Source organism: Arthrobacter sulfonylureivorans (genome assembly GCF_022637435.1).
Taxonomy (GTDB): domain Bacteria; phylum Actinomycetota; class Actinomycetes; order Actinomycetales; family Micrococcaceae; genus Crystallibacter; species Crystallibacter sulfonylureivorans.
This window is the reverse complement of record NZ_CP093326.1, coordinates 290,593-304,780: the sequence shown is the minus strand read 5'-3', so window position 1 is coordinate 304,780 and position 14,188 is coordinate 290,593. Positions and strand designations below refer to the sequence as shown.

Here is a 14,188-nt window from a genome sequence, read left to right as displayed (position 1 = left end):
ACGTCGCAGCACAGTTCTCTGTAGGCAGCCCGTCGCCTCGCCGGCGGCTTACAGGGCTTCGACGGAATCCCTAGGCTGTGGCCTGTTCGCGGTAGCGGCGCGGCGACACCCCGTAGGCGCTGCGGAAGACCCGGGAGAAGTGCGACGCTTCGTCGAAGCCCCAGCGCTCCCCGATCGCCGAAACCGGCTTGTGCATCTGGTGCGGATCCGACAGGTCCCGGCGGCACATCTCCAGCCGCCGCTCCCGGATCCACGCGGCGACAGTGGTGCCCTCCGGCTGGAAGATGCCGTGCAGGTGCCGCGGCGTGATGAACAGGGACTCGGCCACACGCGTCGGGGTCAGCTCCGGATCGGAAATGTTCGATTCGATGAAATCCTTCGCCTGCTGCAGCAGCGGCTGCCGCTGCACGCTGATTGGCTGACCATCGGCGTCACTCTCCAGCACCTGGTGCGCCACGGTCCCGATCAAATCCAGGGCACTATGCAGCAGTCTGGTCCCCGCGCGCTCCTCCACCGCACCGAAGCTGCGGTCGAACTGGGTCAGGAACGGGCGCACGAACCGCGACAGCACGTCGTCCGGCTGCACCGCACGGGCAACGATGCCGCCCAGACTCCACGCGGACAGGCCTACCATCTTGCGCGGGAAGAGAAAATACAGCAGGTGGAACGACTCTTTGAACGCCAGGCTGTAGGGCACGTCCGGGTCGTTCATGAACATGGCGCCCGGACCCAGCGTCGCGGTTCGGCCCTGCTGGTGCACGTAGCCGCGCCCGGCGAGCAGGAGGCCGAAATTCATATACGTCGGGTCGACGTCGCCAATCAGTGCCTCGGTCCGCTCCAGCCGATGGCCGCGCGCCCGCACGGCGCCCACGACGACGTCGTTGTTGCGGCTGGTGTTCATCTGGACGCCGAACTTCTCTTCACCCAGAGGAAACGCCCGCACCGGGCCGTAATAACTGGACATGACACGGCTCAGCTCGGCGACGTTCGTTGTCGACATCCTGCTCACCGCGCCGTTGTGCAGCGGCTCGAGCTCGGTTGCGGCCGCAACGTTAATCGTCACTCAGACACTCCTTTGTCCCTGTGAATCCAATCCCCATAGACCGCGGACCGCGGAACGGATCGGTAGCCCTCCCAGTATGAACGAATGTGGCCTGGATCTCACTCGGAATGTGCACAGAGGGAAATTCAGTTGACAGCGAGCGAAGTGCGCGCGGGTTCGCAGGCCCGCAGAGCAGCCAATTCACCTGGACCATGCGCCGCCAACGCCCGGGCCATGCGACGGGTCATCTGGCTGATCCCGGCCTTGGCGAACCCGTGCTCTCAGCGCACCGGCAACAGGCTGGTCACCGCCAGGGAGGTCACGTCCTGCTGCCGCTGAGGTACAGATCGCTGACCCGCTCCGGGTGCTCGCGCAGTTCTGCGGCGGGCGCCTCCAGCGCGATGCGGCCGCGGGCCAGCACGCACGCCCGGTCCGCGTGGGCGAGGGCCAGCGGGACGTGCTGCTCCACCAACAGCACCGCGGCGCCGTCGTCGGCCGCCGCCCGCAGCGCCAGCAGCAGGCGTTTGACCACCAGCGGTGCCAGGCCCAAGGACAACTCGTCGGCCAGGATGACCTTAGGCTTCGCGGCCAGGATGCGTCCCAGCGAGAGCATCTGCTGCTGGCCGCCGGAGAGCAGGCCGGTGACCCGGTCGAGGTGTTCCTCCAGTTCGGGGAAAATCTCGATGGCTCTCCCGACGGTGCCCTGCCCCAGGCGGAGGTTGTCGCGGGCTGTCAGCGCGGGGAACACTGCCCGGTCGTCGGTCAACAGGGCCAGCCCCTGTCGGGCCGCCTTGAACAACGACTTCGGATGCGGGGCGCCCAGCAGCGACACCGACCCGCCCAGCGGGGAAATCTCGCCGGCCAAGGTGAGCAGCGTCGTCGTCTTCCCTGCCCCATTGGCGCCGAAGAGCCCGACCATCTCGCCGGCATGCACGGCCAGGTCGATGTCGTTGATGATGGGGTTGCCGTGGTAGCCGGCGGACAGCCCGACAGCCTCGATCAGTGGTTCTGCGCGGATCATGCCCGCACCTCTTCCTTGTTATCCCGGACGTCGCCGCTCTGCGAATCGTCGGTGTCGCCGGTGCCCAAATAGGCGGCCACGACGTGGTCGTTATGCCGGATCTCCTCCGGGCTGCCGTGGGCGATGGTGCGGCCGAAGTCCAGCGCCAGCACACTATCCGAGACGCCCAGCACCAGCTCGACGTCGTGCTCGATGATCAGCACGCCGATGTTCCATTCCTCCGCGATGACGCGGATCAGTCGGGCCAGCTCGTGGCGCTCCGCGGCGCCCAGGCCGGCTGCAGGCTCGTCCAGCAGCAGGATCTTGGGTCGGCTGGCCAACGAGCGGGCGATCGCCAGCAGGCGCCGCTCGCCGTAGGAGAGGTCGGCAGGCATCGCGTTGATCCGGTCGTGCAGGCCGAGTGTTCGGGCAGCGGCGCGGGCAGCGTCGGTCAGCTCCGCGCGGCCGGGCTTCACCCCGGCGAACAGCGCGGTGTGCCAGGGAGCGTCGGCGTCGGCTGCCACCACCAGGTTGTCAAACACGCTGAGGTCCTCGAACAGCTCCAGCGACTGGAACGAACGGCCCAGCCCGGCCAGGGACCGCACCCCCGAGCCCAACCGGGTTAGGTCCCGGCCGTCCAGGGCGATGGAGCCAGTGGGCCGGTTGAACCCCGTAATCGCGTCCACCAGTGTGCTCTTCCCCGCGCCGTTGGGACCGATCACGCCGAGCACGGTGCCGCCGACCACGTCCAGGTTCACGCGGTCGAGCACCTTGTTTCCGCTGAAGGAGATGCTCAGGTCGCGCACCTCGAGCCGCCCCGTCTGCACCGGCTGCACTGCCTGCTCTTCGGCGGCGAACAGGTAGGGCTTCGGGTCCTTGACCAGCTTCAGCACCCGCACCAGTCTGGCCAGCGGCACGCGAATCTGCGCCGCGACGCCGGACGGAGCCGCAATCACAGTGATCAGCAGCAGCAGCCCGCCGATCAGGTTGAACCAGGCTCCGCTGGTGATGAATCTCAGTAGGGTGTCGACGACGGCGCCGGGCACCGTGACGGTGCCGATGATGGTGCCGGAGACGAACCCCAGGCCGCCGACAGCGCTCTGTGCGATGGCGTTGAGCGAGTAGGTGGCGTCGAACTGTCCACCCGGGTTGGCCAGCGTCACCACGCTGTTGGTGAAGGCCAGCAGCACGCCGCCGACGCCGGCGATCAGTGCCGAAACGATGAACGCGTAAAGCTTGGTCCGCGGCACACTGATGCCCAGCGACGCCGCAGCGCGTTCGTTGCCGCGCACCGCGATCATCTGTCGCCCGGCGCCCGAGCGGCGCAGGTTCAGCACGATGATCGCCAGTGCGACGAACACGATTAGCACCATGATGGCGTATCGGCGCGGTTCGAACGCGTTGCTGATGTTCAGCCCGAACAGCTCCGGCTGGCCGACTTTGAGCCCGTCGATGCCGTTGCTGATGGACGGGTTGTTCAAGATCAGCGCCTGGAAGGACACCGCCAGGCCCAGTGTCACGATGGCCAGGTTGGTGCCTCTGGTACGCACCGCCGGGAGCCCGAAGAGGAAGCCGACGGGCACGGTCGCAACCACACCGGCCAGCCCGGCGGCCAGGAACGGCCAGCCCGCGTTGGCCACCAGGTGGGCCGCGACCAGTGCCGCGACTCCGGCCAGCGCGTAGGACGCCAGCGAGAGCTGTCCGGCGTACCCCGTGACCACCACCACGGAGAGCAGGATGACCGCCGCGATGAGTCCGACGGCGACCGCCTGCACCCATCGCACGGGCAGCCCCCACTGAAGCAGGAACAGCAGTACCACGCCCAGGATCACCACCGGCAGGACCGGGATCCGGCCGGTGCCGATTACCGGCAGCCGCTCGGCGTCTTCGCCGCGCTGCGGCAGCCCGCGGCCGCGGGCCGCCAGCAGCACCACGATGATCAGGAACGGCACCGTTTCCTGCAGCCCGGGCAGGCTGGTAAACACGCTCAGCTCAGCCTGGAGAATCCCGATCGCGGTACCGCCCAGGAAGGTCAGCCAGAAGGAGGAGAAGTTGCCCAGCAGCGCGGCTGACAGGATCGGCACGATCAAGCTCAACGCGAGCACAGGGGTCAATGACGTCATCGGTGCGAGCATCACGCCGGCGAAGGCCGCGATCCCGCCGGCGATCAGCCAGTTCACCAGGCTGACGGTGCGCGGCGAGATGGTCCCCAACGCGGCGAGCGAGCGCTCACTGCCGGAGGCCGCCGTCGTCGCAATTCCGAACCGGGTCTTGCTGTAGAACCAGTACAGGGCCGCGGCCAACACCAGCGCGATCCCGAAGGCCAGCACCCGGTCCAGCCCCACCGGAATCGGCCCCAGGTTGAGCAAGGTGGTGGGCAGCCAGGAGGGCACGACGACGGCGTTGTATCCGTAGCGGATCATCAGCACCGCTTGCAACACCAGCAGCACGCCGATGGTGGATATCGTCTTGGTCAGGAAGCTGGCGTGCCGCAGCGGGCGGACCACGCACACCTCCATCAGCAAGCCGATGCCCATGCCGACCGCGATCGCCAGGATCAACGCGACCGGCCACGGCACGGACCCGATGAACTCCTTGTACTGGTAGGCCGCGGTGATGGCGATGGCTGCGTGGGAGAAGTTGACGACCCTCGTGGTCCGGTAGACCACGTTCACACCGAGTCCCAGTAGGGCTATCACCGCCCCCGACGCAGCCCCGATGAGCGCGAACCGAATGACGTCAATCATGCTTAGCCAAGATTCCCGGCGAGATCGAATTCCTTACCGGTGGGCTGCCAGTCGCCGCCCTTGACCTCGTATTCGATGAACTTGGTGCCGACCACGCGCGGGTTGTTCGGGATCTGCTCGGTGTCGGTGCCGAAGTTGAACGGTGCAGTGAAGCCGTTATCGATAGTCAGGTCCGAGTTCAACGCGTCGGTAACGGCCTGCCCGGTGATGTCGCCGTCGATGGTCTTGGCGGCCTCGGCGAAAGTGATCACCGAGGAGTACGCGTTCATCGTCATTTCGTCGATCACGGTGTCCGCCTTGATGGCCTGGATCTCCTTGACGGCCGTGCTGACCGCTTCCTTACCGGTGGATTCGAAGAAGAGCGGCGAGTAGACCAACGTGCCGTCTGCGGTGTCGCCGAGTTCGTCAATCGTGGAGTTCGGGAACGCGATGGTGCTCAGCGCCACGTTGGTGGTCTTGGTACCGGTCTGCTTCAGTGCGGTGAGCGTCGCCACAGATTCGGCCGAGCCGCCGCCGAGGAGGACGCAGTCTGACTTATCCACCAACTGGGCCGCGACCGAGGTGAAGTCGGTCGTGTTGGCCGGGTAGAGGACGGCCTTGGCTTCGACACCGACCGTCTTGGCGACGGGCTCGACCAGGCCGAAGGCATATTCACTGGTGGCACTCTGCGGGGCCGCGACGACGAAGTCGGTGCAGCCACGTTCCTTCAGGCCGAGCAGCGCGGCAAAGTTCGGTGCGACGGCGGCGAGCACGGGGAAGGAATTCTCCTGGCTCAGCTCGCCCTGGTTCATCGCCTCGGACTGGATCAGCGGGATCCCCTCCGCAGTGATCTGCTCCAGCACGTTGTCGGAGAACAGGCTGAAGGTGCCGACGACGGCGGCGACTCCTTCGTCCACTGCCTGCCGACCGCAGGCAGTGGCAGCGTTGGCGTTCATCTGGTCGTCGCAGCTGATCAGTTCGATCTTGGTGCCGTTGATGCCGCCGGCCTTGTTGACGTGTTCAACGGCGGCCTGAGCCCCGGTTTCGATCTGCGGCAGCACGAACGGGGCCTGACTCATGGAGCCGAAGACCATGATCTTGACGCTGTCGCCGCCGCCCTCGGGCCCGGCCGAGGCATTTCCGCCACAGGCGGTCAGCGCCAGGGTACCGACGCACAACGCGGCCATAGCGGTGGAACGGAGTGTTTTTTTCACGAAAGTCTCCTTGGATTGAACGGGTTAAAGGGCTGCGAGGAGCCCGGCATATCGGTACAGGATTCGTGCTTGGCTCAAGTGATTCCTCAAGCTATCCGAGGGGCTGGCCGGCGGGCTTGTCATGGAGGGAAGTCGCTTTGACCGCCAGTGAAGTCCGGGTGTCGGCCGTCACTCCGCGCCGAGATGCGGCCGCACCGCCCGGTTCAGGCGCGGGGCCGCCGCTCCGATCAGGTGCGGCGGCCCCACCCCGGTCAAGCGTGCGAGGCCAGGGACGTGGCCGCGTCCCAGGCGCCGGGGCGGTCGATGCCGAGGTGTTCGCGCAGCGTGGAGCCTTCGTATTCGTCCCGGAAGTAACCGCGTTCCTGCAGCTCGGGGATCAGGAGGTCGCAGATGTCATCCAAACCGCCGGGAATGTAGGGCGAATTCAGCGAGAAGCCGTCACAAGCGCGGGATTCGAACCATTCCACCATCCGGTCCGCTGCCTGCGACGCCGAGCCGACGATCCAGCCGTGGCCGTGTCCACGGGCGTTCTCCACGATCAGCTGCCGCAGCGTGTAGCCTTGCTCCACGCTGAGCCGCTTGAAGATCTCGGTCCGCTGCCGGCTGGCCCGCGAGGACTCCAGATTAAACCGCTCGGCCGGAATAGACTCGTCCAAGTCGATGTCGTCCAGCTTCGTGTCCAGCCGCTGCTCCATCGTGCGCCGGCCGGTGTCCATGTTAACCAGCGCCCCCAGTTCGGCGGCGAGTTCCTGGCCTTCCTTCTCCGTCCGGCCGATGATCGGCACGATGCCAGGCAGGATCTTCACGTGGTCGGGATCGCGCCCATTGTCCTTGACCTTGTCTTTGAACTCGGCATAGAACTGCTGGGCCTTGCCACGGTCCGGCTGAGCGGTGTAGATCGCGTCACCGACCGCTGCCCCCAGCCTCATGCCGTCCACGGAGGAGCCGGCCTGGACCATCACCGGCCGCCCCTGCGGGGAGCGGCGCATATTGATCGGGCCGGCGACCGTGTAGTGCTCGCCCTCGTGATCGATGGCCCGGATGCGCTCGGGGTCGCCCCACCAGCCGCGTTCGCGGTCGACGGCCACGGCGTCGTCCGCCCAGGAGTCCCAGAGCTTTGTCACGACCTCCACGAACTCGGTGGCCATCTGGTACCGCTGCTCCGGCGAAGGCATCTCAACCATGCCGTAGTTCTCATTACCCATCGAAGAGGTGACGATGTTCCACCCGGCCCGGCCGCCGGAAAGCGAGTCCAGGCCGGAGAACTGGCGGGCGACGTTGTAGGGGGCGCTGAAAGTGGTGGAGGCGGTGCCGATCAGGCCGATCCGCTTCGTCACGGCGGCCAGCGCGGACAGCGTGGTCAGGGGTTCATAATGACCGGCGACCGTGGGGTCCATCCCTGGATACTTGCCGGCCGTGACCGTGTCGCCGAAGAAGATCCCGTCGAGCTTGGCCGCCTCGGCCTTCTGCGCCATGTCGACCACCAGGTCAAGGTATCCGAGTTCCTCGGCCCGGCTGCCCTCCCGGCGCCAACTGTCGTAGTGGTAACCGCCGGTAATCATGAAGACGGTCAATGCCATGTGCTTTCGAGGTGCCATATCGGTTCTTTCTGTTCACGGACTGAGGCAGATGCCGCTCGTGGGCCGTCGGCGGTCCGACGGAAGGATCAACCACGGTGTCTCACATCCCCGCATTCATCAGCGAAAGGGCTGAGGTCTCTCCCATCCCCCGACCCCGGATGCTCAGCTCGGGGATGGTCCGGCGGTCCGGGCCCACCCCAATTTCTGACTAACAGTTGTTACATTAGTGATCAGGGCCACAAATGTCACTAACTTTCTTTACAGCTCCCCGGGTGCGCCCTGCCATGGAAATTACCTGTTGCGTGATGGGGATCACCCTCCTACTGTTGGTAACACTTGTTACTAAGCGCAGCATCTCTCAACGCCAGGAGTCCAGCGTGACCGCTTTCAACGCCCCGTGGGACAACGTTGCTTTCCCCGAACCGCTGGCCGATGGCCTGCCGGCCCACCCGCGGCCTGCGCAGCACCTGCTCGAAACCGAGAAGGCCGAGTCCGCCCAGCGCTGCTCGCACTGTCCCGCCAGCGAGGTGCGCCAGTACCGGGTGTTGAGCGAAGGCGGCTGGTGGAACGTGGCCAAATGCCAGACCTGCTTGCGGTCCATCGCGCGGACCCCGGCCCCGATCTTCGGCTCGTACAAGCCGCTAGGGCTCGTCCCGGCCATCCGCTTCGGAAAGGAAACCAACTGATGTTCGGTGTTGATGTCGGCGGGACGTTCACGGACGTCGTCGCGGTCAAGGACGGCAAAGTCCAGGTCACCAAGGTGCCCAGCAATCCGCAGGACCCGCAGTCCGCGGTACTCGAGGGTGCCCGCCGACTCGGCGTGGCCGACTCCGCGGTGTTCAACCACGCCAGCACCAAGGGTCTGAACGCGATTCTGACCCGTTCGCTGCCCAAGATCGGGTTCTTGACCACCCACGGCCACCGGGACATGCTCGACGCCGGCCGCGGTTGGCGCCCATTCGAAGGCCAGCTGAACCCGCATTGGCGGCGCTCCTTTGGCGACGCGAAGGGCCGTCCCCTGGTCCCGCGCTACCTGCGCCGCGGCGTTGCCGAGCGGATCCTCGCGGATGGCTCGGTCCATCAGGCGCTGGAGCTGGACGACGCCCGCCGCCATTTGGAGGTGCTCAAGCGCTGCGAGGTGGAAGCGGTCGCCATCTGCCTGATCAATTCCTACGTCAATCCCGCCCACGAACTGCAGCTGCGCGATCTGGCGCGCGAGGTCCTCGGCGAGATCCCGATCTCAATTTCCTCCGAGACCTCGCCGCGCTCCCGCGAGTACACCCGCGCGTCCACCACCGTCATCGACATCATGATGAAGCTGATGTACGAGGACTACGCCCACGACATCAACACGGGATTGCAGGAGCAAGGCTTCAACGGGAAGCTGAATTTCGCCGACTGTACCGCCTCGCTCGTGCCCTGGCAGGAAGCGCTGCGACACCCCTACCGCATCCTCTTCGCCGGCCCCGCCGCCGGCGCGGCCTCGTGCGTGCAGCTGGGCAAAGCGCTCCAGGAGCCGAACTTGATCTGCGCCGACGTCGGCGGCACCTCCACCGACGTCGCACTCATCGAAGCCGGCGAGACGTTCACAAATGATTCCTTCGAGGTCGAATTCGACATGGTGATCAGCGCCCTGTCCACCGATATCTCCAGCGTCGGCGCCGGCGGCGGCAGCATCATTTCCATCTCCTCCACTGGCGACATCCAAGTGGGGCCGGAGAGCGCCGGCGCGTATCCTGGCCCAGCCTGCTACGGGCGCGGCGGGACCCTGCCGACGGTGACCGACGCATGCGCGCTCATGGGATTCCTGAATCCGAAGGACTTCGCCGAGGGCCAGATCCAGCTGGACCTGGCCCCGGCCCGGAAGGCGTTCGAGGACCTGGACGCCCCGCTGTCCTTCGAGCAGCGGGTCAGCTACGCCTACCGCATCGCGGTGCACAACATCGCCGAGGAGGTCACCAATGTGGCGATCCGCAAGGGCACCGACCCGCGTGAATTCTCCTTGGTGGCCTATGGCTCGGCGGGCCCGATGCTGCTGCCGGCCCTGCTGGAGATCCTGCAACTTAAGAGCATCATCGTGCCGCCCAATCCGGGCCTGTTCTCCGCCCTGGGTTTGCTGAGCACCGACACGGTGTTCTCCGACAGCCGCACAAAGTACTTGGCGCTGGCCCCGGACAACGCAGGGGAGATCCGGGAGATCTTCGAGTCCATGGAGCAGGAGCTGATCGAGCGCACCGGGGCCGATCCGAGCCGGGTCTTGATCCAGCGCAGCTTCGACGGCCGGCTCTACGGCCAGTCCTGGGAGACCCCCTTCGTCGAAGTGCCGGCCGGTCCGATCACCGCGGAGACCCTGCCGGGGCTCATCGAGTCCTTCCACCAGGAGTACAAGCGGCGCAACAGCCTGAACTTCCCGGCGATCCCGGTCCAGGCGGTGACCTTCCGGGTCCAGCTGGTGGTGGAGGCGGAGCGGTTCGAATACACCGCCTCCGGCGCACCGAACGGTGGCCCCGCCCCCGAGCCCGCCACGCACCGGCCCATCTCCTACTTCCGCGGCGAGACCGTCAACGCCCCGGTGTATGACCGGGCGTCCATCGGGCCCGGCCAGTCCGTGCTCGGCCCGGCCATCATCGAGGAAGAGTTGTGCACCACCGTGGTGCTGCGGGGTCAGCAGGCCACTGCCGGCCGCTTCGGCGAACTCCGCCTCACCGCCGCGTCTGATCAGGAGCTTTCATGAACACCGCCTCTGCGCCAACCCAGACCATCGAACGGCTGCGCGAACTCGACGACGCCGCGTTCGCATCCCGCTACGACTGCGACCGTTACACCGCCACCGTGCTGAGCAACCGACTCGAGTACCTGCTGGACCATGTCTGCACCCAGCTGCTGCAATGCGCCTTCTCGCCGATGCTGCGCGATTTGTACGACTTCGGTGCCACGGTCACCGGCCCGCGGCACCTAAACTACCCGACCCCCGTCGTCGGCAAGGGCCTGGCCTGCTTCACCGGCACCATGACCGAATCGGTGAAGAACACGATCGAAGAATACGGCCACCAGAACCTGAAGCCCGGGGACGTCATTATCGCCAACGACCCCTACCGCACAGGCACGCACGTCAACGATGTGCTCTTCATCCGGCCCATCTTTTTCGACGGCGAGGTGATCAACTTCGTCACGCTCAAGGCCCACCAGTTGGACATCGGCGGATCCGTCCCGGGCGGCTTCTCGACCACCAAGACCAGCATCTACGAAAACGGACTGGTAATCTCCCCGCGCACGCTGGTCCGCGAGGGCGTGCTCGATGTGCAGACCTGGTCGCTGATCATGGACAACGCCCGGTTCGGCAGCACCATCGGCGATGACATCAAGACCATCATCTCCTGCCTGGATCTGGGCCACGAGCTGATGCTCAAAACCGTCGCCCACTATGGAACGCCCGCCCTGCAGGGCACCACCCGGTACATGGTCGACGCCGACGCCGAGCGGATGGCGGAGGCGCTGGCGGAGTTGCCTGACGGCGAATGGGTCAGCGAGGGATTGATCGACGCCGACGGGCTGGACGCCTCTGAGCAGTACCCGATCAAGGTCACGCTGCGCAAACAAGGCGACCGGCTGGAAGTGGACCTGGGCGGCAGCGCCCGGCAGACGCGGACCTCGGTCAACAGCACGTATCTTGATACCAAGACCGCCGTCGGGGTGGCGCTGAAGTACCTGATGGATCCGGCGAAGGCGTTCACCTCCGGCCTCTACCGCAACGTGGACATCATCATCCCCGACGGCAGCATCGCCAACGCGCTGCCGCCGAACGGCGTCGTCTTCATGTACGGGGACGCGACCAACGTCATCATCTCCTGCATCATGAGGGCCTTTAGCCAAGTGCTGGGCGAGAACGCCATGGGCGGGGATTACGGCTCGCCGAACATCCACACCGCCACCGGCCTCACCCCGGACGGCAACGTCTGGGTCTCCAGCGGAGTCGGCGGCGGCGAGCGCGGCCCGTGGGGCGCCACCAAATCCGGGGACGCAGACAGCTACCAATTATTCTTCCAAGCTAACGGGCTGGACCTGTCGGTTGAGATCAGCGAAGTGGATGCGCCGGTGGCCGTGCTTAGCCGCGAATACCAGCGGGATTCCGCCGGCGAGGGCTACCACCGCGGCGGCGCGGCCGTCCTGAAGGACACACAGTGGCTGGCCCCGGCGCAGCACAACATCACCCCGGACCGAGTCCGCGAGGTCACCGGGTTCGGCGCGCACGGCGCCAAGCCCGGGGCGTCCGGCGGGGTCTGGCTCTGGCAGGATGCGGCTCGTCGCGGCGACCTGGCCGCTGCGACCAAGGTCGCGGGCGTTTTCGACCCGAAGACCGGCCAGGTGGACCTGGAAGGCGAATACGCCTACTTCGGCAGCAGCAAGTCGTGGCCGACGCCGGCTGGCGCCGTCTTCCGCTACCTCACCAACGGCGGCGGAGGCTGGGGCGACCCACTGCGGCGCGAGCCGGAGCGTGTGCTGCGCGATGTTCGCGACGGCTACACTTCCATCGAGGCCGCCCGGGAGAACTACGGGGTGGTGATCACCGGCGACCCCGACTGGGACCCGGAGGGCCTGCAGTTGGATCTGGAGGCAACGGCCGCGCTGCGACGAGAACGCGTCGGCGGGTGAATTCCTCCGGCCTGAACGTTCTAATGCCCGGTTTCGGTCGGGCTAACCGGCTTCGGGCCCGGTCAGGCACGCTGTATCCACGCCGAGGACGGGCCAGCACCACGTGGTGAACGAGCGCACCCGCACCTCACTTTTAGTCGCAAGTGGCCCCGTCCCCGCGGACGGGACCATTAGCGCTGTATCAAAGCGGCTGCTGGACGAATAGGCCTATTCTGCGGCCGGCCAGTCGGACGGGACGGCTGTGGCCAGGGAATGTCGGGCTGGTGCTCCGGCCTTACTGGACCGACGGGACCACCGGCTGCCCCGAACGGGAGTCATCCTCGCCCAGGATCACTTCCGACTGCGCCAGCAGCCGGTCCAGGAACTCCCCGAAGACGGCCTGTTCCTCGTCGGACAGGACGGAGAAGAGCCCGTTCGCCTGCTGCTCCGCGCTCGGGTAGAGGGCTTCGAACAACTCGGTGCCCTCCGCGGTGAGGGTCAGCATCTGCCGGCGATGGTTCTCTGCGTCGGGCTCGGACGTCAGTCGGCCGGCCTCCCGCAGCGCATTAACGGCGCGGCTGACGTTCATCGGGTGGATCCCGGTGTAGTGGCTGACATCTTGGGCGGCGATCCCCGGGCGGGCGTGCAGCAGGACGATCACGCGCCACTCGTTCAGCGTCAGCGAATAGTCGTGCGCGTAGGTCTGGAAGAAGGGACGGCTCAGCTGCCCACCGAGCCGGGTGAGCTTCATGACGCTTTGGAATACCGGCGGGAGTGCTGCTGCGATCGATTGCTCGATGACCGCCGTCGACTCATTTGGCATGGACTGACCTTTCGGGAAACTCTACGGTGGCTGTTCCGGACATTACTTTGGCCGAATTGTACGTGGCAAGACGCCGCTGCGGTGGAACGGCCGCGGAGGGGGCCTTCGGTTAGCCGAAGGCCCCCTCCATGGAGATGGTGGACCCTGTTATTTCTTGATCTGCGTCGGCAGTTTGGATTCGTGCTCGTCCCAGCTGTCGTACAGTTCTGCGATGTCTTGGAGGGTGTCGACGTCGTACGCCCCCATGTCCGCTACCCGTACGTTCTCGGCGACCTGCTCCGGGGTCTGCATCCCAACCAAGACGGTGGAGATGTCCTCGTTGGACAGGGCGAACCGCAGGGCGGCCTCGGCCCTGGTCCTGACCCCGCCGTCAACGAGGAACTCGAACTGGCGGGCCTGGTCCAGGCGGCGCAGGTAGTCGTCCCGGTCCCACCAGCGGCGGGTGTCGTTCTCGGCGAAGACGGTGTTCTCGTCATAGGCGCCGGTCAGCAGTCCCATGGCCAGCGGGCCGCGGGCGATCACGCCGACGCCCTGCCGGCGGCAGTACGGGAACGCCACCCGCGCCGGGTTCTGCGACAGCAGGTGGTAGGCGGCCATTACCGCGCCGGCCTGCGGATGCTTGGCGGCGGCGATGGCGTCCGGAGTGCCGAAGTCACCCGGGCCGACGGTCACCCCGACCGCGCGGACCTTGCCCTCCTGGACCAGAGTGTCCATCTCCTCCCACCATTCGGCGGAGGAGAGCACCTCCGGCGGGCAGTTGTGTGCTTGGTACAGGTCGACGTAGTCGGTGCCGAGCCTGCGCAGGCTGCCCTCCAACGCGTCGCGGACATGCTGCCCGGAGTAGATCCGCGGCTGCGCCCCGGCGGCCTCACCGTATTTCTCCCACTGGTAGCCGAACTTCGTGGCGATGTAGACCTCGTCGCGCCGGCCGGCCACGGCCTTGCCCACCATCTCTTCGGCATGTCCGAACCCGTACAGGTCCGCGGTATCGAAGAAGTTGATGCCGGCGTCGAGCGCGGCATGCAGGGTAGCCACCGAATCGGCGTCCTCCTGGTCGCCCCAGTCGCCGCCGAACTGCATGGTGCCCATCATCAGCGTGGACACCTTCCACCCGGTGCGGCCAAATTCGCGGTATTCCATGGTCTCTCCTGTTCCTTCTGCCTGGATCAGT

General features: G+C 66.3%; 10 protein-coding genes. 3 read left to right on the top strand and 7 right to left on the bottom strand.

Translation table 11 applies throughout. The annotated features are described in order from the left end of the window. Positions 1 to 70: 70 nt before the first annotated feature. The 5 genes from MNQ99_RS01470 to MNQ99_RS01450 all read right to left on the bottom strand — a co-directional run bounded on the left by MNQ99_RS01470 (position 71) and on the right by MNQ99_RS01450 (position 7,580). Entirely contained in the window at positions 71 to 1,063 is a 993-nt protein-coding gene (locus MNQ99_RS01470; protein ID WP_241914175.1) for a helix-turn-helix domain-containing protein, read from the bottom strand. 298 nt (positions 1,064 to 1,361) lie between these two features. After that, positions 1,362 to 2,063 (bottom strand): ABC transporter ATP-binding protein, encoded by a 702-nt coding sequence (locus MNQ99_RS01465; protein WP_241914174.1) that lies wholly within the window; start codon positions 2,061 to 2,063, stop codon positions 1,362 to 1,364. Beyond that, on the bottom strand, positions 2,060 to 4,789 hold the full coding sequence (locus MNQ99_RS01460; protein ID WP_241914173.1) for a branched-chain amino acid ABC transporter permease/ATP-binding protein: 2,730 nt from the start codon (positions 4,787 to 4,789) through the stop codon (positions 2,060 to 2,062). Before MNQ99_RS01460 ends, MNQ99_RS01465 begins: the two co-directional genes overlap by 4 nt. A 2-nt stretch (positions 4,790 to 4,791) precedes the next feature. Then, the gene (locus MNQ99_RS01455; RefSeq protein ID WP_241914172.1) at positions 4,792 to 5,982 is read right to left on the bottom strand and encodes an ABC transporter substrate-binding protein; all 1,191 of its coding nucleotides are present in this window, start codon (positions 5,980 to 5,982) and stop codon (positions 4,792 to 4,794) included. 251 nt (positions 5,983 to 6,233) lie between these two features. Further along, a complete protein-coding gene (locus tag MNQ99_RS01450) occupies positions 6,234 to 7,580 on the bottom strand; it encodes an NtaA/DmoA family FMN-dependent monooxygenase (RefSeq protein ID WP_241914171.1) in 1,347 nt (448 codons plus the stop codon). 359 nt (positions 7,581 to 7,939) lie between these two features. Between MNQ99_RS01450 and MNQ99_RS01445 the strand changes: the two genes are divergently transcribed. Genes MNQ99_RS01445 through MNQ99_RS01435 form a run of 3 tightly spaced genes read left to right on the top strand, consistent with a single transcriptional unit; the run spans position 7,940 to position 12,215 of the window. Then, positions 7,940 to 8,248, top strand: a complete 309-nt coding sequence (locus MNQ99_RS01445; protein ID WP_241914170.1) for a hypothetical protein — start codon at positions 7,940 to 7,942, stop codon at positions 8,246 to 8,248. Next, on the top strand, positions 8,248 to 10,296 hold the full coding sequence (locus MNQ99_RS01440) for a hydantoinase/oxoprolinase family protein (protein ID WP_241914169.1): 2,049 nt from the start codon (positions 8,248 to 8,250) through the stop codon (positions 10,294 to 10,296). Before MNQ99_RS01445 ends, MNQ99_RS01440 begins: the two co-directional genes overlap by 1 nt. Further along, complete coding sequence (locus MNQ99_RS01435; protein ID WP_241914168.1) at positions 10,293 to 12,215, top strand: hydantoinase B/oxoprolinase family protein; 1,923 nt, start codon at positions 10,293 to 10,295, stop codon at positions 12,213 to 12,215. The genes MNQ99_RS01440 and MNQ99_RS01435 overlap by 4 nt, the downstream gene beginning before the upstream one ends. Positions 12,216 to 12,489: 274 nt before the next feature. Here MNQ99_RS01435 and MNQ99_RS01430 read toward each other — a convergent pair whose 3' ends face one another. Then, positions 12,490 to 13,017, bottom strand: a complete 528-nt coding sequence (locus MNQ99_RS01430) for a MarR family winged helix-turn-helix transcriptional regulator (RefSeq protein ID WP_241914167.1) — start codon at positions 13,015 to 13,017, stop codon at positions 12,490 to 12,492. 147 nt (positions 13,018 to 13,164) lie between these two features. Continuing rightward, entirely contained in the window at positions 13,165 to 14,157 is a 993-nt protein-coding gene (locus tag MNQ99_RS01425; RefSeq protein WP_241914166.1) for an aldo/keto reductase, read from the bottom strand. Between the last annotated feature and the right edge of the window lie 31 nt (positions 14,158 to 14,188).

Excerpts from the sequence above, each read along its gene's own strand:
- MNQ99_RS01465 (WP_241914174.1), bottom strand. The coding sequence starts at position 2,063 with ATGATCCGCGCAGAACCACTGATCGAGGCTGTCGGGCTGTCCGCCGGC.
- MNQ99_RS01460 (WP_241914173.1), bottom strand. The coding sequence starts at position 4,789 with ATGATTGACGTCATTCGGTTCGCGCTCATCGGGGCTGCGTCGGGGGCG.
- MNQ99_RS01450 (WP_241914171.1), bottom strand. The coding sequence starts at position 7,580 with ATGGCACCTCGAAAGCACATGGCATTGACCGTCTTCATGATTACCGGC.
- MNQ99_RS01440 (WP_241914169.1), top strand. The coding sequence starts at position 8,248 with ATGTTCGGTGTTGATGTCGGCGGGACGTTCACGGACGTCGTCGCGGTC.
- MNQ99_RS01435 (WP_241914168.1), top strand. The coding sequence starts at position 10,293 with ATGAACACCGCCTCTGCGCCAACCCAGACCATCGAACGGCTGCGCGAA.
- MNQ99_RS01430 (WP_241914167.1), bottom strand. The coding sequence starts at position 13,017 with ATGCCAAATGAGTCGACGGCGGTCATCGAGCAATCGATCGCAGCAGCA.
- MNQ99_RS01425 (WP_241914166.1), bottom strand. The coding sequence starts at position 14,157 with ATGGAATACCGCGAATTTGGCCGCACCGGGTGGAAGGTGTCCACGCTG.